Annotated in this window: 18 protein-coding genes; 7 read left to right on the top strand and 11 right to left on the bottom strand. The window is 57.5% G+C overall.

All coding sequences use genetic code 11. The annotated features are described in order from the left end of the window. Nucleotides 1-8: 8 nt before the first annotated feature. Nucleotides 9-542 (bottom strand): RNA polymerase sigma factor, encoded by a 534-nt coding sequence (locus WX88_RS27475; RefSeq protein ID WP_052732568.1) that lies wholly within the window; start codon nt 540-542, stop codon nt 9-11. Nucleotides 543-734: 192 nt separating this feature from the next. On the opposite strand from WX88_RS27475, the gene WX88_RS28725 reads away from it, so the two are divergent. Then, nucleotides 735-1127 carry a hypothetical protein gene (locus WX88_RS28725; RefSeq protein ID WP_046244330.1) on the top strand — a complete coding sequence of 131 codons (393 nt, stop codon included), beginning with the start codon at nt 735-737 and terminating at the stop codon, nt 1125-1127. Between the two features lie 24 nt (nt 1128-1151). Here WX88_RS28725 and WX88_RS10495 read toward each other — a convergent pair whose 3' ends face one another. Continuing rightward, the gene (locus WX88_RS10495; protein WP_046244331.1) at nt 1152-1652 is read right to left on the bottom strand and encodes a toxin-antitoxin system YwqK family antitoxin; all 501 of its coding nucleotides are present in this window, start codon (nt 1650-1652) and stop codon (nt 1152-1154) included. Nucleotides 1653-1816: 164 nt separating this feature from the next. Between WX88_RS10495 and WX88_RS10500 the strand changes: the two genes are divergently transcribed. Beyond that, nucleotides 1817-2599 (top strand): TIGR00266 family protein, encoded by a 783-nt coding sequence (locus tag WX88_RS10500; protein WP_046244332.1) that lies wholly within the window; start codon nt 1817-1819, stop codon nt 2597-2599. An 84-nt stretch (nt 2600-2683) separates the two neighbouring features. Here WX88_RS10500 and WX88_RS10505 read toward each other — a convergent pair whose 3' ends face one another. The 3 genes from WX88_RS10505 to lptB form a co-directional block, all read right to left on the bottom strand. Beyond that, a complete protein-coding gene (locus tag WX88_RS10505; RefSeq protein WP_197076742.1) occupies nt 2684-2884 on the bottom strand; it encodes a hypothetical protein in 201 nt (66 codons plus the stop codon). A 134-nt stretch (nt 2885-3018) separates the two neighbouring features. Next, entirely contained in the window at nt 3019-4572 is a 1554-nt protein-coding gene (locus WX88_RS10510) for a GH3 auxin-responsive promoter family protein (RefSeq protein ID WP_046244334.1), read from the bottom strand. 229 nt (nt 4573-4801) lie between these two features. After that, nucleotides 4802-5533 (bottom strand): LPS export ABC transporter ATP-binding protein, encoded by a 732-nt coding sequence (gene lptB, locus WX88_RS10515; protein WP_046244335.1) that lies wholly within the window; start codon nt 5531-5533, stop codon nt 4802-4804. A gap of 152 nt (nt 5534-5685) precedes the next feature. On the opposite strand from lptB, the gene WX88_RS10520 reads away from it, so the two are divergent. Continuing rightward, on the top strand, nt 5686-6954 hold the full coding sequence (locus WX88_RS10520) for an OmpP1/FadL family transporter (RefSeq protein WP_046244336.1): 1269 nt from the start codon (nt 5686-5688) through the stop codon (nt 6952-6954). Between the two features lie 26 nt (nt 6955-6980). Continuing rightward, complete coding sequence (locus tag WX88_RS10525) at nt 6981-8405, top strand: SGNH/GDSL hydrolase family protein (RefSeq protein WP_046244337.1); 1425 nt, start codon at nt 6981-6983, stop codon at nt 8403-8405. Nucleotides 8406-8575: 170 nt separating this feature from the next. Here WX88_RS10525 and WX88_RS10530 read toward each other — a convergent pair whose 3' ends face one another. From WX88_RS10530 to WX88_RS10535, 4 genes are all read right to left on the bottom strand, one after another. Continuing rightward, entirely contained in the window at nt 8576-9046 is a 471-nt protein-coding gene (locus tag WX88_RS10530; protein ID WP_156176060.1) for a hypothetical protein, read from the bottom strand. Between the two features lie 11 nt (nt 9047-9057). Continuing rightward, nucleotides 9058-10536, bottom strand: coding sequence for a hypothetical protein (locus WX88_RS29980; RefSeq protein WP_156176061.1), 1479 nt, complete (start codon nt 10534-10536; stop codon nt 9058-9060). A gap of 72 nt (nt 10537-10608) precedes the next feature. Beyond that, nucleotides 10609-10824: a hypothetical protein gene (locus WX88_RS30785; protein ID WP_197076744.1), complete on the bottom strand. Its 216-nt coding sequence runs from the start codon at nt 10822-10824 to the stop codon at nt 10609-10611. 213 nt (nt 10825-11037) lie between these two features. After that, on the bottom strand, nt 11038-12021 hold the full coding sequence (locus tag WX88_RS10535) for a YpdA family putative bacillithiol disulfide reductase (protein ID WP_046244339.1): 984 nt from the start codon (nt 12019-12021) through the stop codon (nt 11038-11040). 147 nt (nt 12022-12168) lie between these two features. On the opposite strand from WX88_RS10535, the gene WX88_RS10540 reads away from it, so the two are divergent. Further along, entirely contained in the window at nt 12169-13083 is a 915-nt protein-coding gene (locus WX88_RS10540) for a class I SAM-dependent methyltransferase (protein ID WP_046244340.1), read from the top strand. A gap of 138 nt (nt 13084-13221) precedes the next feature. Here the strand turns inward: WX88_RS10540 and htpG are convergent, their stop codons facing one another. Both htpG and WX88_RS10550 read right to left on the bottom strand, forming a co-directional pair. After that, nucleotides 13222-15048, bottom strand: coding sequence for a molecular chaperone HtpG (gene htpG, locus WX88_RS10545; protein WP_046244341.1), 1827 nt, complete (start codon nt 15046-15048; stop codon nt 13222-13224). A 167-nt stretch (nt 15049-15215) separates the two neighbouring features. Next, a complete protein-coding gene (locus WX88_RS10550) occupies nt 15216-15722 on the bottom strand; it encodes a hypothetical protein (protein WP_046244342.1) in 507 nt (168 codons plus the stop codon). Between the two features lie 166 nt (nt 15723-15888). On the opposite strand from WX88_RS10550, the gene WX88_RS10555 reads away from it, so the two are divergent. Beyond that, nucleotides 15889-16233 (top strand): hypothetical protein, encoded by a 345-nt coding sequence (locus tag WX88_RS10555; RefSeq protein ID WP_046244343.1) that lies wholly within the window; start codon nt 15889-15891, stop codon nt 16231-16233. Between the two features lie 110 nt (nt 16234-16343). Beyond that, complete coding sequence (locus WX88_RS10560; RefSeq protein ID WP_046244344.1) at nt 16344-18764, top strand: TonB-dependent receptor; 2421 nt, start codon at nt 16344-16346, stop codon at nt 18762-18764. The last annotated feature ends 42 nt before the right edge of the window (nt 18765-18806 follow it).

An 18806-nucleotide genomic window follows, 5' to 3' on the forward strand; every position in this document is an offset into this window, starting at 1 on the left:
CCTACTTATCAGGCGGCGGCTACCTTCCGCACCTGTTGCAAGCACTTATATTTCTGGTTGGCGGCGGTGTGCATGTTCTTCCAGCCTACCCGCTCCATCAGCTGGTTCAGCTGCTCATTCTCGTAGAACAGGGCCCGCAGCACCATCCGGCAGAAGGGCGTCACACGATTCATCCAGCGGGTTACCCGCTCCTCGGGCGCATCTTCCGGCGCTGGGTCGGCGAGGTGCTCAAACCCGCTGAAATCATCGGTGGGCGAGTCGCGGCGACGGCGGAGCTGGTTCTGCCAAGTGTTTTTGGCGATGGCAAAAACGTAGGTTTTCAGCGACGACGTGAGCTGAAAGCCCGGCTCGGCTACCCGACGGGCCAGTACCAGCAGCGTCTCCTGGAATATGTCTTCCGCATCGGCTGGGCTGCCGCTGTTCTGGCACACGTAACGCGTAATCGACGGCAGCACTAGCCGGTACAACGACTCATAGGCCACCCGCTGACCCAGCGACAGACTGGCGATATTAAGAGCAGAATCGGGGCAGATTTCGGGCATGGCTTCTCACGTTTGGGGCTACTTAATGGCTGGGCCCGCGCCAATATCACCTACTCTAGTCAACTTTTGTTTTCGACCCGAACCTGCCGCCCCCCTGTTTTTTGTTTCCATAGGCCGGCCCTGCACCACCAACCCGCGTTAATTCGCGTAGAGCAAAGCAGTTCCCGTACCCGCACCAACCCTCTCCCTGTCATGGCCAAGAAACCCGTTAAGCCCAAAACCAAGCCCGACCCTGATAAGAAAGCCCGCGTCCACAAGGAGTTGGAGGGGTTTGAGATTGGGGTGAATCCACTGGGTGAAATCACCTCCAACTACAGCATCGAGCAAATCAACCAGTTCCTGGGCCGCCACGTGCGCGACAAAAAGCTGGTCGACCGCGCCGGGCAGTTTGGCGAAAAGCCCAGCCCCGATGAAGTCGAGGACGAGGAGTTCCCCATCGCCGACGCCGAGCACGCCCCCGAGCCCGAAGAGAGCGAAGAGGACTTCATGAAGCGCACCAGCCGCGAGGCCAAACGCAAAAAAGCGGCCCTCGACCCCGATGCCGCTGCCGCCGAAACCCGCGCCGACCTACCCGCCGACGAGTAACCCCTTACGCCAGCCCCGCGGCCGCTACAAAGTGGAGGAGGCGCCCGTTAGCCGGCCCTGCTCGTAGGTTTCTACTTTGGTGAGCCGCCCGGCGTCGTACGTTTCCACGCGGGTCAGGCTACCATCGGTGTAGGTTTGGATGGCGGTAATCTGGCCGCTCTGGTCGTAGCTCGTCCAGGGCCCAAACCAGTAGAAGCGGGCGCCTTTTTTGCCGGTCAACCATTGGGCCTTGCCCCGGCGAGCCACCCGGCCGTTGGGGTACCAATAGGTTACCTCGCAAAAGCCGTCGCGGCCGTAATTCTCCGAATGGTCGAGCGCGCCGGTTGGGGCGTAGTATTTGAACGTGCCCACCGGGCGGCCGTGGCGGTACTGGCCCTTGGTGAAAGCTTCTTTTTTAGAGCCATCATAGTAGGTACGCCAGCGGCCCTTGGCCAGGCCGTTCTGGTCGGAGCGGTTACGGGAGCCAGCGCAGGCCCCGAGCCACAGGGCACAAACGGTTAGCAAAACAAGTCGAGGAAAACCCATAGCACGAGACGGTTAGGCCAAATTACAGTCCCTGTCAGGACTGTTTACCCAACATTGTGCAATGAAAATATTGTTCCTCGCCGAGCGGTATATAGCGAATACGCTTGGGAATGTTTCCGCCTTTTTTACCTTTGGCCGCACCAACCGCCTTATCCAGCGCCCCCATGAATTCGCACGACGTTGACTACCGCATTCTCGGCACCGACATCCAGGTTTTAGAAGTTGAGCTTGACCCGAACGAAACTGTCATCGCCGAGGCCGGCGCTATGGTGTACATGGAAGAGGGCATCGCCTTCGAAACCAAGATGGGCGACGGTTCCGAGCCCGACCAGGGCCTGATGGGCAAGCTGTTCTCGGCTGGCACTCGCCTGATTACCGGCGAGTCGCTGTTCATCACGCATTTCACCCACCGCGGCAGCTATGGTAAAAGCCGGGTAGCCTTCTCAGCTCCCTACCCCGGCACCATCATTCCCATCGATTTGAGGGAACTACCCACTGGCCTCATCGTGCAGAAAGACGGCTTCCTGGCCGCGGCGCGGGGCACCAAAATCAGCCTGCACTTCAACCAGAAATTCGGGTCCGGCCTGTTCGGTGGCGAGGGCTTCATCCTCCAAAAGCTCACCGGCGATGGCAAGGCCTTCGTACACGCTGGCGGCACCATCATCGAAAAAAGACTCAATAACGAGCTGCTGCGCGTTGATACCGGCTGCGTGGTAGCCTTCGAGCCCGGCATTGATTTCAGCGTGGCCCGCGCCGGCGGCCTGAAGTCCATGATTTTTGGGGGTGAGGGGCTGCTGCTGGCCACCTTGCGCGGCACCGGCCGCGTGTGGCTACAGTCTATGCCTGTCAAAAAGCTTATTCAGGCGCTGGCGCCCAATGGTGGCAATGCCCGCAAAGAAAGTGGCGGTGTCTTCGGCGGGCTGCTCGGCGGCATCATGGACGAATAAGTCCGTGTTCGTGACCGCCCGCAGGAAGGGGGCAGCATTACCAGCAACATTTCTATAGCACTGTAGCGGGCCCGAGCCGCCGGGCTAGTTCGCCATTCCTTTAACGGCGAAGACCACCGCAACCATCAGCAGGAGGCCAATGGTCCCGGCTACTCGCCATAGGAACTTCTGGTCGTTGGCCTCGTCGTATTTGCGGCGATCCGCCTCCCGGCGCTGATTGCGGGACTTGTATGGACGCTGGTACACCGATTTCGGAGTTGAAGGAGCCATTGCAGTATTGAACATAGGGAAGAATGTTACAGTAATATTACTGAACTTTCTTCGATCGAGTGCCATTTTTTTCGGTCAAAAAGCAGTTTTGCTTGCTAAAGGCTGCTTTCCACCGAGCGAACTCTACTTGGGCCCTTACGAGCAACGTGTTAGGGACGGGCAGTGGCTGCTTCGGCCGCGGTTGTGAGCACGGCTTCCAACACCTCCCGGGAGTTGAGCAAGCGCGGCACCTTATGCTGGCCACCCAGCTTGCCCTGCCCCGCCAGCCAAGCCTCGAAAGTGCCAGCGGGCACGGCCCGCAGCCGGGGCGGGGCCAGGGCGAGGCTGCGATGGCGCTTGGCGGCATAATCAGAGTTCACTTCGCAGAGCGTGGCATCCAGCACGGCGCCAAACTGCTCCAGGTCGGGGTGCGCAATGGCCGAGGTGAATTCCACCACCCATTCGTGCCCACCGCGCGACGCAGCACTGTCCACCGCGAACCAAACCGGGGCGGCGGTGAAGTCGCGCACGGCTACTCCAGTGGCTTGACTGGCGGCGGCCACGGCGACCTCGGCATTTTCGATGACAACTTCCTCCCCGAAGGCATTGAGGAAGTGTTTGGTCCGCCCGGTGATGCGTACCCGGTAGGGCGCCAAAGAAGTGAAGCGCACGGTATCGCCCACCACGTAGCGCCACAGCCCCGCGTTGGTACTGATAACCAGTGCATACGGCCGATGCAGCTCTACCTCGGCCAGCGGCACGGGGCGCGGGTCCGCCACGGCCCACTGGTCGGCCGGCAGAAACTCGTAGTAAATGCCATGGTCCAGCAGCAGCAGCAGGTCTTCGCTATCGGGCTGGTCCTGCAGGGCAAAGTACCCTTCTGAGGCGCTGTAGATTTCGAGGTAGCGCATGCGCGGGTCCGGAATCAGTTGGCGAAACAGCTCCCGGTAGGGCCCAAAAGCCACCGCGCCGTGCAGAAACAGGCGCAGGTGCGGCCATACCTGGGTGATGTCGTCGGCACCGGCCAGGGCTACCACGCGGCGCAGCAGCACCACCATCCAAGTTGGTACCCCGGCCAGGGTACGCACGTCCTGCGTGAGAACGTGCGCGGCAATGCGCTCAATCTTCTCCTCCCACTCGTCCAGCAGGGCTAATTCCAGTGGCGGCGTCCGCATTTGCTCAGCCCACCACGGCAACTGCTGCATGATGATGGCCGACACGTCGCCGGTGCGGGAAGCCAGCTCCTGCGGCCGAAACGGGTTGGCTGTGTGTGCGCCACCCAACGACAGTGTTTTACCTGCCAGCAGCCGTTCTTGCGGGTAAAAAAGAGTGCTCAGGGCCAGCATGTCGCGGCCAGCACGGTAGTGGCAGTCGTGTAGCGCCTCCGACGTGACGGGGATGTACTTGCTCCGGGCATTGGTAGTGCCGCTGCTTTTGGCAAACCAGCGCGGCCTGCCGGGCCAGAGCACGTCGGGCTGGCCGCGCAGCACTTTTTCCAGTTCCGGATACAACTGCTCGTAAGTACTCACGGGCACGCGGCGGGCAAACTCCGCCGGCGTCGGGTTCTCCCTGAAACCGTAGCGCCGGCCCCATTCGGTGGCTTGCGCCCGACGCAACAACTGGCGCAATAGCCGTGCCTGCGCCTCATGCGGCTGCTGACGAATACGCGCCAGGCGGGGCAAGCTGCCCCATTGAACGGCAGTGGCGAGTAGCTGGTCAAGCATAGGCTAGGCGGCGGGGAGCATTACGGGGCGAAAGAACAGCAAACTTCCCTCCTTGTCAAGGAAAGGTTGAGCCACAGGCTAACGGGACTGGTTAGAATGATAAATAGTATGGGAACGACTCGCGGTCGAATCGCTCCGGTGCCGTTTAACGAGTCCAACCATCCTCGTTTCCACTGCGCAGAAACATTCCCTCCTTAATAAGGCGGGGGAGCTGGTCGTTCTTGTTGGCTCACACGGTGCGCTTCAACTCGAAGTTTTTACCCAAGTATACGCGGCGTACGGTTTCGTCGCTGGCAAGTTCTTCGGCGGTACCAGCTTTGAGCAGCTTGCCCTCAAAGAGCAGATAGGCCCGGTCCACAATGTTGAGGGTGGCATTTACATCATGGTCAGTGATGAGCACACCAATATTGCGGTGCTTAAGCTTGGAAACAATGCCCTGAATTTCTTCGGTCGCGATAGGGTCGACACCGGCAAAGGGCTCGTCGAGCAGCACGAACTTGGGGTCGACGGCCAGAGCGCGGGCTATTTCGGTGCGGCGGCGCTCGCCACCGCTCAGCACCTTGCCCAGGTTTTTGCGCACATGGGTCAGGCTGAACTCATTTAGTAGTTCTTCTACTTTGGCGTGGCGGGCGTCTTTTTTCAGGCTGGTCATTTCGAGCACGGCCATGATATTTTCCTCCACGCTAAGGTCGCGGAACACGCTGGCTTCCTGGGCCAGGTAGCCCACGCCCAGCCGGGCCCGCTGGTAGATGGGCATGTTGGTTATCTCCGTGGTGTCGAGAAAGATGCGGCCGGCGTTGGGTTTCACCATGCCCACCATCATGTAGAAGCAGGTGGTTTTGCCGGCGCCGTTGGGCCCGAGCAGGCCTACAATTTCGCCCTGCTCCACGGTCACCGACATGTCGTTGACGACGGTGCGGGCTTTGTATTTTTTGATGAGATGGTCGGCGCGAAGAATCATGTGGGCAAAGGTACGGCCTTGGACGAAGCGACCAGAGTGCGCTAACAAACGCTTTCTGAGGCCTGAATATTCGGCTTAACTACCAATTGACTCGTTTTTTCCGTTACTTTTAGCCTATTACTATCTCACCCACCTACATTTCTTCTTTTATTATGACGGTAAAGAAACTACTCCTTGCGGGCGGCGCAGTCCTAGCAGGCGTGTCGAGCGCCACAGCGGGCGGATTCCAGGTATACCTGCCCAGCCAACAAAGCATTGGCATGGGCGGCGTGGGCGTGGGCCTTTCCATGGAACAGGCCGCTCAATTTCTGAACCCCGGCGCCATGGCCATGCTGCGCCAGAACGGCGTGCAAGTGGGCGTAAGCGCCGCGTTTGCCCGGGTAGCTTTTCGGTCGACATCGGGCGGCCCCCAACGAGAGCTGGAAAACTCGACCGTCACTCCATTCAACGTGTACGCCAGCTTTGGCCCCAAAGACAGCAAGTTCCGCGCGGGCATAGCCGTGTACACGCCGTATGGCTCGACGCTGAAGTATGAGAAGGGATGGGAAGGCCGGTTTGCACTCTCTGAAATCAGCCTGCGCGCCATCTACGTGCAGCCCACCGTGAGCTACGCCATCACTGACCAGCTGAGCGTGGGCGCTGGCCTGATGATACTGGCTTCGGGTTCGGTGAACCTGCAGCGGGCCATTTCGCTGCCGTCGGCCGAAGGACAGATTGAGTTGGACGGCAAGACCAAGCCCGGCTTTGGCGTCAACGCCGGTATTTTCTTCAAGCCCTCCGACAAGCTCAGTCTGGGCATCAGCTACCGCTCCAAAATTAACGCGAAGGTGGAAGACGGCGACGTGACGGTGGTAAACCCCACCCCCGCTCTGCAGTCGCGTTTCGTCGGTAACAAGTTCGACGCCTCCTTGCCGCTACCGGCCACCGTTAACCTCGGCATTGGCATCACGCCCAACGAAAAACTGACCATCGGCCTCGACGTGAACTTCACCCAATGGAGTGAGTACCGCTCCCTGCGCTTCGATTTCACCAAGGACGGCCAGCCGGCTCAGGTAGGAACGAGCACGTTCTCGGAGTCGAAACGCTCGTACCAGGACGCGCTCACTTTCCGCCTGGGCGGCCAATACAAAGTAAACGACAAGCTGGCCCTGCGCCTGGGCGGTGCCTACGACGTGACGCCGGTGAAGAACGGCTACGTGACGCCCGAAACCCCGGATAACGACCGCATCATCGCCACGGCGGGCGTAGGCTACAACATCACCGAGAACTTCGGCGTGGACGCGTCCTTCATGTTCCAGGCATTCCTGAAACGGACGCAAACCGAAGACGACCTGCTCAACAACGGTACCACTGACCGCGTGGCTGGCACCTACCGCACCAACATCAGCATTCCCGGCATCGGGGTGCGCTACAACTTTTAATTCCCACCCGCTAGTATCTCGTTTGTATGAACCTATTTTTCAAACGTTCCGCGCCTTTTTTGGCGGTTTTGGGTCTTGCGCTTGTCAGCTGCCAGCCCGAAATTGAAGAGCCTTCGGCGTCCGCCGGGTCAGTTGATTTTTCCAGCTATGTGGCTGTTGGAAATTCACTTACGGCAGGCTTTTCAGATGGGGGCCTTTATAATGAAGCCCAAGCTACATCGTACCCGGCTATTCTCGCTCAGCAATTTGCTACCACTGGCAAGGGACCGGCCAGCTTTGTGCAACCCAGCTTTTCGGCAGCTCGCAAGGACGGCTCGGGATACATTAAGCTTTTGCTGGTGAATGGAGCACTCGCTCCCGTACAACCTACGCCGGGACCGCCTCCCGGTGGCAATAACTTTCTGGGCGAACAAGTAGCCTACACGGGTAGCCGCCTTCCAAGCCCACCCGCAGGCTCCGCACAACCCGAACTAGAACCCTACACAGGTACGCAACCTGACAACCTGGGGGTACCTGGCATTTCAGTACTTAGTGCTGACCAAACTGCTGCATCGACAGGAACGCCCGCTGATGCTTTGATTCGAGGAGCGGCGCGCATTTACGGTAACCTAAACCAGTATTACCACCGCATCTTACCCGCGGCTGACCGCGGTACGAAAGACTACGTAACCTATATCGGGCAGAAAAACGCTACGTTTTTCACCTGCTGGATAGGCAACAATGACGTATTGACCTACGCTACCAACGGCGCATTGGCCGTAGCGACAAACCCCTTCAGCGGCATGACGGACACGACCAGCTTTGGGCGAGGCTACCGCAACATTGTGACGACTATTTCCAAAGGTGGTACGGTGAAAGGCGTATTGGCGAATATTCCCAATGTCACGGCAATTCCTTACTTCAACACCGTGACGGTGGCCGCTGTCCTGGCAGGATACCGCGCCGTCAACCCAGCCATTACCAATATTTACATACAGGCTCGTACTTCGGCAACCTCCACAGCCACTGCGGTACGCGTTGCCACGGCAACCGACTTGTTGACCTTAACTGCCCAAGGGTTTATTGCGGAAAATCCAGGCGTGGGGGCAAGTCCCACAGCTCCGATTCCCACTCAATATGTGCTCGACCCAATTGAGCAAAACGAGGTTGTCACCCGCACCACGCAACTTAATAGCATCATCGCCAAAACCGCTCGCCAGAATAAGGTGGCTTTCGTCGATATGAACGCGCTCTTCTCCTCTATTTCTCAACAGGGCTTAGTAACCAACGGAGTGCCCAACACGGCGGCGTTTGCCTCTGGCAACTTATTTAGCCTCGACGGGATTCACCCCACCCCCCGTGGTTATGCTGTGGTGGCTAACGAATTCCTCCGTGTTATCAACGCTTACTACGGCGCTAATGTCCCACGCGTCGACCCAACCAACTACCGCGGAGTAGCTTTTCCACAATAAGAAACCCTACTTCCGTGGCTGCAAAAGAGCGCCTTCTCCTGTGGGAAGGCGCTCTTTTTGCGGGATAAGCAAGCTTAACTATTGCATCTATCTTCTGCTTGGGGCATACCTGCCTTCAAGGATTGGCATGTGCCGATAAGGTTTTGTGCTCCCACCACTAGTAATAGCGTTTACTCTTTAGCAAAATGTGCATTTCGTGAATTTTGGTTTCGTTTTGGATTTGTAATGAACAGAAAGTATGCCCAACCGTAACAAACCCCAGTTGCCGTGTAAATTATAAACAGCTTTGAGTTATGTTCAGCTGTCCGCATTATCCAATCTCTGTTTGCCGTGGCCATAAGCAGAAACCCAGTAGCGCCCAGCATGGCTCCTAATCCAACGGATTGCAAAAGATTAGGTTTATCATTGCATTTGAGACGGCAAATTAATGAATGAACCCCAGCTATAAATAAGTGCGCCGGCCATGAGTAAAAGAACTCAAATACTGGCATAATCACTAAACCAGCGACCCAAAGCATAATGGGTTTTCCAACAAGATTTGCCCAGTATTGCATGGACAGACTTTGGTCAAACATACGCAACCAAGCCGCCGCTGACACACTGACCAACAATATGCTTATCCTTTTGAGTGTTTCCCTCATAGCATGACTGATTACGGGCATGGTACGCCGCTTAGCGGCTGATTATTTTGTAAAGCTACCAATACGTTTGCCCAATAGGGTCTGTTCTTGATGGAGGCAAATACAGTGGCTCTGTCAGTGCCTGTTGGAGTAGTGTGGCTATTCCCAAAAGCTGCGACTCTTTGCATAACACCTTCCCAGAGGTTATCCCCTTGCGTAAATTGAAACGCATTCGCAGGTTGCGTAGAGCCATTAGGCAAACTTCCAAAAAACTCAAAAGGACGATAACTTATTCGGTCCGCGCCCCTTATATAAAACAGATACCTTGTAGGTTGATAATACGGCAATCCTAAAAGGCTTGTGGTCCACATGCCCGGTCTTTCTAAAACTCCGAAAGTTCTATTTCCGCTTACCGGATGTGCATTGTTAAAAGGGTCCCGAATAGTGCTGAAAGTCCAATGGTCAGGCGTGTAGTCACTTAAAATTACTGAACCAGGGTCCGGTAATATGCTAATACTTATTATTGTGCCAATGGCATGATTCTGCCAGTTCGTAGCTTCACCAGAAAGGGCAGGATGAGGCGTAAATTGTGGTTGTCCTGGTTCGATAAAATCATTAAAATTAATTCTAATGTATTCCTGAAATTGCTCCAACGTCAACCGGTTGCCATTAGCGATGGGGAGTTCGGTCATTACCACCGAGAAGTCATCCGAGTTAATTGCAAGCCCACCAGCGTTCTGTAGCGATTGCATTTGCCAAGTCGGGTCATATGGTATCGGTCCGGGAGGTATCGCATTACCGAAAACATGTTGTTTCTCCTGTGCATTCAGATTGCTGAGGCGATTTATTGCAGCGAATGGCGGAACATAGTTAATCAATGGCCCCCAAGAGCTATTCAAACCAGGGCAGGGGCCGAAAAGAGCTGCGTTGTTGCTTTCTAACGCTGTCGCTAAGGCTGTCGTCGAGCCAGAATTTCCAGGGTCGTTAGGATTATTGGGGTTACCTGGGTTACCTGAATTGCCAGGGTCGTTAGGATCATTGGGGTCGGAAACACAGTAGGGGTGACTGCTTGAGGTTGATGACTTCCATACAATAAGAGAACAATTTGAATTATCCTCAGTTGGATATTGGCAATGATCAATCCCAGTTGTTATGGTTCCGATTACGGCTCCTCCCACCCCGTCCAGCCGGCACTCACCAGTCCAACAACAAGTAACCATGTTGTAACACGAGCTGGTGCGGTTGTTCGTCTTATCAGTTGAAGAAGACCTACTTGCTTGCACAGCTTGGCCCTGTTGTCTGACACCGTTCTTATAGACAAAAGGGTAACCCTTCCCCGTAGCTAGGTTCTTTATCAACAGTGTCCTCGTGAACGCAGCAAAGAAGGCGCGAGCGTTGGCCGGCACCCAGGCAATATTTTCTTTATTCTTAAAGAAGTAGGTAGCCTCGCTAAAATACAGTCGGCTGCCGGTCCGCTTGACGAGCAGATACTTCTTGACACCGACCCACATTATTGTGGGATCCTCCAATGGGACCCAGACGTATGTAGCAGAATCTGAGGCAATTCTTTGGGAAGATTGGTTCTAGCGCGGGGTCCAGTAAGATTTTGCCTGGCTCTTCGATGGAATAACAAGCTGACGGTCATAACCCTTTGTTAAGAACTCCTGCTTAAGTGACTCAATGTTTTCCCCAACTTGGTTAGTACGTGGAATGGGCTGTTCCGCATCTTTGGTGCAGCCACTAAGTAGTAAGAGACATCCCGCCAAACAATGGACAAGTAAAATACGAGGTAATTTCATGTGTGAAGAAGATAAAGATTAGGCTTCAACTCACAAAACAAAGGCCTTTGAGAAGGAAAATAAGATTAAGATTAGACTCTAGTGGCTTACTGCTATCGGCTCACAGTTTTAAAGTTTTTACCGTTAAATTTAAAAATATGTTCATCCTCCTAAATGATATAAAGCTTCCAATCAGTATTAATTGACAACACGCTTAAGCCAGTTTGAACCAAACTATGCGCGGAAATCATAATTAGAGATAACCGCCCCCAAATGAGCCGCAATGAGCTGCGCGTGATGCCGGCCGTTCTCGATAAACCAGCGGCTGGTGGCGCGGCCGCCGCACACGGTGCCGGCCACGAATAAGCCGGGGCGGGTGGTTTCATGGGTAGCCGGGTCGAAGAGCGGAGCGCGGGCTTCATCGGCGGGGTCGGGTTCGACGCCAAGGCGGCCGAGCAGGGCCTCATCGGGGTGATAGCCGGTGAGGGCATACACGAAATTGGTGGGAATGGTGAGCGGGCCATCGGGCGTGAGCACCTCCACGGCCTCTGGGAAAATAGCGGTGACAGTGGTGTTGAAGTAGGCTTTAATGCGGCCCTCGGCAATGCGGTTGACGAGGTCGGGGCGAATCCAATACTTCACGGAGTCGCTGACGACGGGCCCGCGCACGATTAGCGTGACCTTGGCTCCGGCGCGGGTGAGTTGTAAAGCCGCTTTAGCTGAAGAGTTTTTGGCCCCGATAACGATGACGTGTTGGGCTACGTGTTCGTAAGGCTCTTTGTAATAGTGCTTCACGTGGGGCAGGTCTTCGCCGGGCACGTTGAGTGGGTTGGGCAGGTCGTAGAAGCCAGTGGCGACGATGACGTTGCGGGTCTGGATTTCGCCTTTATCGGTCGTGACCGTGAAGTTACCCTGCTCACCATCAAGCTTCAGCACCTTTTCGTAGAGTCGCAGGGTCAGCTTTTCATCACGCGCCACGCGCTGGTAGTAGTCGAGCGCGTCTTCCCGCAGGGGCTTGTAGTGGCTGGTCGGGAAGGGGTAACCGCCGATTTCCAGGAGCTCCGGCGTGGAGAAAAACTCCATGTTGGTGGGGTAGCCGACAATGGAATTGACCAACGCCCCCTTTTCCACGACGGCCGTAATTAGGCCGTGGCGTTGGGTTTCGAGGGCGCAGGCGAGGCCCACGGGGCCAGCTCCGATAACGAGAACGTCAAGCATAAAGAGGTCCGACGATTCGCCGGAGAATAATTAGGCGCGGTAGCGCGAACTTTGCGGTTCGCGTCCTCGCGCTGTTGTACGAATTTACACGTGCCGCAACGTGAACTACAACCGAAGGTCGGCGTAGTCAATGTTCGCGTTACAGCCATGCGTACCTGCGACTTGTGCGGCAGCACCGAATTTAAAAAGCTGCCTTTTTACTACGAATTTGAAGGGCAAAAGCTGCAAGGCACCCAGTGCCGCCGCTGCGACCTGATGTTTCTCGACCCTCAGCCTACTCCCACACAGCTGGAACGGCTCTACGGTAAGGATTATTTCACCGAGCGCCCCAACTACGACCGGACCCAGCAGGAGGTCGTCTTCATCGAAGAGGGCCAGAAGCAGGAAGTCTTAAACCAACTCCGGCCCGACAAGTTCACCGACTATATTCTGGCGAAATACCCCGGCCGCAAATTCCGCTACCTGGAAGTGGGCTGCGGCCCCGGCTACACCCTCAAAAGCCTCGAAGCACTGGGCTGGGAAAGCCACGGCCTGGAAATATCCGAGCACGCCGCCGACTTTGCCCGCCGCGAGCTGCACCTGCCCGTGGTAACCGGCAATATCGAAACCACTGAGGACTTCCACGAAAATCAGTTCGACCTCGCTTACATGGGCGACGTGCTGGAGCACCTACTTTCGCCATCGGCCACGCTGGCTAAGTTCCACCGCATCCTGGAGCCGGGTGGGCTACTAGTGCTGGCTCTGCCAGCCACGCTCAACCTGCCCACCGTGCGCCTGGGCTTTGCCGCTTATGGCGTGCTGGGCAAGGAGCGCAAGATGGACATTCCGCCTTATCACCTCTTCGAGTTCACACCTGCCACCATCACCAAAATGCTGAAAAAGCAGGGTTTCGAACTAGTGGAACTGTTAAACCCAGTGAAGCCCCCTAAGAACATTCGCCTGGGCGGCAGCGTGGTGGAAAAGGTAGGCAAACTGGCCGGGCAGTATCCAACGTATTATTTGAATAAGCTAACCGGGCGTTTTGGGGATAGAATGTTCGTGGTGGCGCGGAACGTAAAGTAACGCGCAGCTGGTCTTGTAATGAAAAAAGCTCCGCTCGCGAGCGGGGCTTTTTTGTGTGGGACGCAGTCTTTGCTGCGTCAATCGCCTGCGCTGCACCAACGGTTATCGGGCAACGATTGGCGCAGCGCAGACTGCGTTTTACAGTAATTCGGTGCTGCGCTTCACGAAGGCAGTCAGGGCTTCGCCTTTCAGCATGCCCTGGGCCAGCAGCGCCAAATCAAACGCTTGCTTAGCCAGTTTCTCGCCGCCATCGGCCAGTACCTTCTGCGTCAGCGGGTGATTGGCGTTCACCGTCACATCGTACGATTCGGGGAAGGCGCCGAACATTTGCATGCCGCCCCCGCCACCGGTGCGCTGCATGTCCTTCATACGGCGCATGAACTCATTTTGGGTGATAACTACTGGCGCATCCTGGGGCGAGAGGGCGGCCACTTTCACGTGCATGGTGTCGTTGGCAATGGCTGTTTTGAAGGTTTCCTCCAGCTTCTTCTGGTCGTCCTCGCTCAGCACGCTTTCGGTAGTGGTATCCTTCTCAATGAGCTTGCTCAGCGTGTCAGCATCGACGCGCTTGAAGCTGGTTTTCTCCAGCTTCTGCTCCAGCTGACCCACAAAGTGCGGGTCGAGAACTTGGTCGAAGTTCAGCACGTCGTAGCCGCGCTCCTGCGCAGCTGCCACGAAGCTGTGCTGCGCCTCAGCGTCGTTGGTGTAAAGCACCACGGTGTTGCCGTCTTTGTCCTGCTGGTTGGCCTGGATGTTCTCCGTATACTCGTTGATGGTGAACAGCTTTTTATCCACGTTCTTCAGCAGCACGAAGTCCTTGGCTTTCTCGTAGAACTTCTCATCCGAGAGCATACCGTACTTCACAAACAGGCCGATGTCGTTCCACTTTTCCTCGTAGCCGGTCCGGTCTTGCTTGAAAAGGCTGCTGAGCTTATCAGCGACCTTCTTGGTGATGTAGGTGTTGATTTTGCGCACCGCCGCGTCGGCCTGCAGGAAGCTGCGCGACACGTTCAGTGGGATGTCCGGCGAGTCAATCACGCCGTGCAGCAGCATCAGGAACTCGGGTACCACGTCCTTCACTTCATCAGTGATGAAGACCTGGCGCGAATACAGCTGAATCTTATTGCGCTGGAACTGCAGCTCGTCCTTCACCTTGGGGAAGTACAGAATGCCCGTCAGGTTAAAAGGATAGTCTACATTCAGATGAATCCAGAACAGCGGTGCCTCGCTGAAGGGGTACAACTCCTGGTAGAACTTGGTGTAGTCCTCATCGGTCAGCTCACTCGGTTGCTTGGTCCAGATGGGGGTGGTGTCGTTGATGAGCTTGCCCTCGAACTCAATCGGGATGGGCAAGAACTTGCAGTACTTGGTGAGGATGGTACGCAGACGAGCCTCTTCCAGAAATTCGTCGGAATCGGCCGCAACATGCAGCACCACGTCGGTGCCACGCTCGGCTTTGGCGTGCTCACCCTCTGTTTCTTCGAGACTGAACTCGGTACTGCCGTCGCAGGTCCAGTGGGCCGTCAGGGTATCGTCCTTGTAGGATTTCGACCAAATTTCTACCTGTTCAGCCACCATAAAGGCCGAGTAAAAACCGAGGCCGAACTGTCCGATAATCTGGTCTTTCGTGGCCGCATCTTTGTCCTTATACTGCTCCACAAACTCAGTGGCGCCGGAAAAGGCAATCTGGTTAATGTACTTCTTGATTTCCTCGGCCGTCATGCCCAGGCCGTGGTCAGATATCGTGATTTTGCGGGCTTCCTTGTCCACGGTCACGCGCACTTTCAGCTCGCCCAGCTCGCCTTTGAACTCACCCAGCTGGGCCAGGCTTTTCAGCTTTTGGGTGGCATCAACGGCGTTGCTGACCAATTCCCGCAGGAAAATCTCGTGGTCGGAATACAAGAACTTCTTGATAATCGGAAAGATGTTCTCGGTGTGGATGGAGATGGAACCGGTTTCTTGCATGGCAATAAATGGAGGGACGGATGAATGCGATTCAGACGGAATGGCCGGGCACGGGGCACCGGGCCACTCACCGAGCGGCTTTCAAACGACGTTCCAAGGAGGGGATGCTGTCAGATTGACAGCGGAATTGCAAAGCCAGCGCCGGGCAGCGCAGCTAACTCCGCAGCTTACCGGCGGGGCCGGTAAAAAGGCCGGGGCTCCGACACGCCGCCCGGCGCGGAGTGCGAGGGGCCATGCAGCGAATCCCATTCCGCCAGCAGGGCCGGCAGCTCGTTCGAATAGTCGCTGAGCCAGTGCATGCCGGGGACGGGCGCCGAAAAAAACTGAATGTCGAACTTGATAGAAGGACGCAACAGCGCAATAAGCGAGTCGATAGCTAATTGATTATGAACCCGCCGCCGGTTGATAACCAGCACCATTCGTTCCAATGGAATATTCACTACCGCAAGTGGCAAATTCGTGCCCAGCCACACTTGGTCGTACACCGAAATGTCGGGCACGCTGTTCATATCGAGAAGCACGTGCCGCACCGCCAGCCGATGAATAAGCTGCATCATCTGCTCGGTGCTGGCCCGAAACGTGCGCATATCCTGCCCCGACGCCCATTCCACCCGCAACAAGGCCAGGGCTTCGTCGTACTGCAGCGAAAGGTCAGGAATGGTGGTGATTATCACGAAGAATAACGAAGGCGATACGTTTAGTATATGAACGCCAATACGGCGTACGAGGGATGCACATCGTTTGGATTGTCCTACAAAAGGTTAAAGATAAAAGTTTACTCGCCGCTCGGCATTTATAGTGTCTGCGTATCTTTTATCGTTTTCGTCCCATCTTTGCACTATGTATGCCCTGCGTTCCCATATCGCCCTGCTGCTACTGCTCTGCTTTACGCGGACGCTGCTGCCGGAGGCATGGGTTCTGGCCATGCATGCCCACGAGCACACCACCGAAGAGCCGGCGCACGCACCGGCCTTCCGGCACAAGGGCAAGGCGTTGGTTAGCACTCAGCACAAGCATTGCCAGGTAGAGAATGTCTACGACGTGCCTTTTTTGCTGAGCGCACCCATGGTGGTTCCGGCTCCGGTAACCCGGCCTTGCTTTGCAACCACGCTGGTGGCTACCGTGGCCACGGCGCCTTGGATTGCGCGATGCCCGGCCCAGTTGCGCGGGCCGCCGGCTGCCTAAGCGGCACCCCGGCTTTCTCATGATTTAAGCTACGCTCTGCCCTGACTGCGCCGCGGTCTGGGGGCAAGCTTGCGCTTATGCCGCCGTTGCGCGGCGCTCCTTTCTTTTCCATGGGAATTATCTCCTGCCTGCCAGGTCGCATTGCGTTGTGGCTTGGTGTGGCGCTGATAGGGCTGCTGGCCCTGCCAGGCCGGGCGCAAACCGCGCCGGTTAGTTGCACCCTGGCATTGGCGGGCCGTGTGGTCGACCACGAGGCGGGCACGATACTGCCCGGCGCCACGGCGCGCCTGCTCGAAACGGGAGAGGTGAGCACTACCGACCTGGCGGGCAACTACCACTTTCACGTGTGCGCCGGCACTTATCACTTGGAAGTGAGTTTTGTGGGCTACCAATCTGAGAGCGCCGAAGTGCGGGTGACTACGGCCGTAGTACGCAACTTTCAGTTGCACCCCGATGCCGTGGAACTGGGCGGGGCCGTGGTTCGTGGGCAGGCGCCTACGCCGGCCCCCACTCAGGCTACGGCAGCCCTGACGGGTGGCGCCCTGGCCGCCACCCGTGGCCAAAGCCTAGGCGAAGCGCTGCTGAAAGTGAGCGGCGTGTCGGCCATTCAGACCGGACCTAATGTATTCAAGCCGATGATTCACGGCCTGCACTCCAACCGGGTGGCATTGCTCAACAACGGGGTGCGGCAGGAAGGCCAGCAGTGGGGTCAGGACCACGGCCCGGAAATCGACCCTTTTGTTGCCTCGCAGCTGACCGTAGTGAAGGGCGCGGCGGGAGTCCGCTACGGGGCCGACGCCATTGGCGGGGTGGTGCTGGCGCAGCCGGCGGCCCTGCCCGACTCGGCAGGCGTGACGGCGGACTTGCATGCAGTGGGCGCTACCAACAACGGGCTGGGCGCGGTGTCGGCCACGGTGCAGGGTGCACCCAGGCGGCTGCCCGGCCTGGCGTGGCGGGCCCAAGGCACGGTGCGCCGCGCCGGCCTCACCCGCACCCCCGATTACCGGATAAGCTCCTCGGCGCTGGCCGAATACAACTACTCGGCAGCGGTGGGCTGGCAGCGGGAGCGCTGGGGCGTGGAGGCCTTCGTGAGCCAGTACAACGCGCAGCTGGGGCTTTATCCGGTTCCTGAAAACTGGAACCGGGTGGCCCGCGACTCATCGCCGGCACCGCTGCCCGCTTCGTTCACGTATCGGCTCGAACGGCCTTACCAGCAGATTCAGCACACGCTGTTCAAGCTCAGCGGGTTTTACCGATTAAATGGCTGGGGTGGGCGGCTGAGTCTGACGCTGGCCCAGCAAGCCGACCGGCGCGGCGAGTACGACAAGTTCCGCCCCCGCAACCAGAACGTAGCCAATAAGAATCTGCCCGAGCTGGACTACCGCAACCAAACCACCACTGCCGACCTACACTGGGAGCCCAGCCTACCCGGCAATTTTGGGGGCGAGCTGGGCCTGAGTGGCACGTCGCAGGACAATACCTACCGGCCGGGCAGCCGCTTCTTCATCCCGTACTACACCAACCTGACGGGCGGGGCCTACGCCATTGGGCGCTGGCACCCCGGCCCATGGCTGCTGGAAGCCGGCCTGCGCCTCGACCGCCGCCAGCTTGATACCCGCCGGCCCACCCGCGTGAGTGGGGCCTTTGATGTGGTACGCGAGAGCTTCGCCTTCACCACGCCGGCGGCCTCGCTGGGGCTGGTGCGGGAGCTGGGGCCGCACGTGACGCTGCGCGCCGATGTGAGCCTGCTCCGGCGGGCCCCGGCAGCCAACGAGCGCGCCAGCCAAGGTGTGCACAATGGTATTTATGAGGAAGGCTATGACATCACGCGGCCGGCTGGCGCTCCTACTCTGGGGCCGGAAACGGCCCGCTCGGCCGCCTTCAGTATGAGCTGGCACGACCACCCCCGCCTCAATGGTGAGCTGACCGTGTATCAGACCAACATCGACAACTACATCTACCAAACGCCGGTGGCGCCCGTGCTCGACATTCGGGGGCTGTTTCCGTCGTACCGCTACCAGCAAACCGATGCCCGCTTCCGGGGAGTCGACTTGCTGGTGGCTTACCGCGTGGCGGGTCCGCTCACGCTGGGGATGAAGGCGGCCACGGTAGTGGAGCGCGACCTGCGCCTGAACGACTACCTGATTCTGGCGCCGGCTGACCGGCTGGAAGGCTGGTTGCGCTACGAGGTGCCGGCCCAAGAGGCTGGGACCGCGCCGCGCCGCCTGAGCGGCTTCTACGCGCAGCTGGGGGGCCAGGCCGTGCGCCGCCAAACCCGGGTGCCGCGCGACAACGAGGAGCGCGACTACCAGGACCCGCCCCCCGGCTACTGGCTACTGGGGGCCGAGGTAGGGGGCACCCTGCGGCTAGGCGCCCACACCCCGCTGGAAATCAGCCTTACCGGCACCAACCTGCTCGACACGCGCTACCGCGACTACCTGAACCGCTACCGCTATTTCCTGGACGAAATGGGCCAGAATGTGACGCTGCGTCTACGGATGCCGCTGGCTTTTGGCAACTCCAAAAAATAAGTTTTCACTGTTTAACTCATTCCTTTTTTCATTTTTAACCCC

Origin of the sequence: Hymenobacter terrenus, from assembly GCF_000972495.1 — a bacterium.
GTDB lineage: Bacteria > Bacteroidota > Bacteroidia > Cytophagales > Hymenobacteraceae > Hymenobacter > Hymenobacter terrenus.

Excerpts from the sequence above, each read along its gene's own strand:
- WX88_RS27475 (WP_052732568.1), bottom strand. The coding sequence starts at position 542 with ATGCCCGAAATCTGCCCCGATTCTGCTCTTAATATCGCCAGTCTGTCG.
- WX88_RS28725 (WP_046244330.1), top strand. The coding sequence starts at position 735 with ATGGCCAAGAAACCCGTTAAGCCCAAAACCAAGCCCGACCCTGATAAG.
- WX88_RS10495 (WP_046244331.1), bottom strand. The coding sequence starts at position 1,652 with ATGGGTTTTCCTCGACTTGTTTTGCTAACCGTTTGTGCCCTGTGGCTC.
- WX88_RS10500 (WP_046244332.1), top strand. The coding sequence starts at position 1,817 with ATGAATTCGCACGACGTTGACTACCGCATTCTCGGCACCGACATCCAG.
- WX88_RS10505 (WP_197076742.1), bottom strand. The coding sequence starts at position 2,884 with ATGTTCAATACTGCAATGGCTCCTTCAACTCCGAAATCGGTGTACCAG.
- WX88_RS10510 (WP_046244334.1), bottom strand. The coding sequence starts at position 4,572 with ATGCTTGACCAGCTACTCGCCACTGCCGTTCAATGGGGCAGCTTGCCC.
- lptB (WP_046244335.1), bottom strand. The coding sequence starts at position 5,533 with ATGATTCTTCGCGCCGACCATCTCATCAAAAAATACAAAGCCCGCACC.
- WX88_RS10520 (WP_046244336.1), top strand. The coding sequence starts at position 5,686 with ATGACGGTAAAGAAACTACTCCTTGCGGGCGGCGCAGTCCTAGCAGGC.
- WX88_RS10525 (WP_046244337.1), top strand. The coding sequence starts at position 6,981 with ATGAACCTATTTTTCAAACGTTCCGCGCCTTTTTTGGCGGTTTTGGGT.
- WX88_RS10530 (WP_156176060.1), bottom strand. The coding sequence starts at position 9,046 with ATGAGGGAAACACTCAAAAGGATAAGCATATTGTTGGTCAGTGTGTCA.
- WX88_RS29980 (WP_156176061.1), bottom strand. The coding sequence starts at position 10,536 with ATGTGGGTCGGTGTCAAGAAGTATCTGCTCGTCAAGCGGACCGGCAGC.
- WX88_RS30785 (WP_197076744.1), bottom strand. The coding sequence starts at position 10,824 with ATGAAATTACCTCGTATTTTACTTGTCCATTGTTTGGCGGGATGTCTC.
- WX88_RS10535 (WP_046244339.1), bottom strand. The coding sequence starts at position 12,021 with ATGCTTGACGTTCTCGTTATCGGAGCTGGCCCCGTGGGCCTCGCCTGC.
- WX88_RS10540 (WP_046244340.1), top strand. The coding sequence starts at position 12,169 with ATGCGTACCTGCGACTTGTGCGGCAGCACCGAATTTAAAAAGCTGCCT.
- htpG (WP_046244341.1), bottom strand. The coding sequence starts at position 15,048 with ATGCAAGAAACCGGTTCCATCTCCATCCACACCGAGAACATCTTTCCG.
- WX88_RS10555 (WP_046244343.1), top strand. The coding sequence starts at position 15,889 with ATGTATGCCCTGCGTTCCCATATCGCCCTGCTGCTACTGCTCTGCTTT.
- WX88_RS10560 (WP_046244344.1), top strand. The coding sequence starts at position 16,344 with ATGGGAATTATCTCCTGCCTGCCAGGTCGCATTGCGTTGTGGCTTGGT.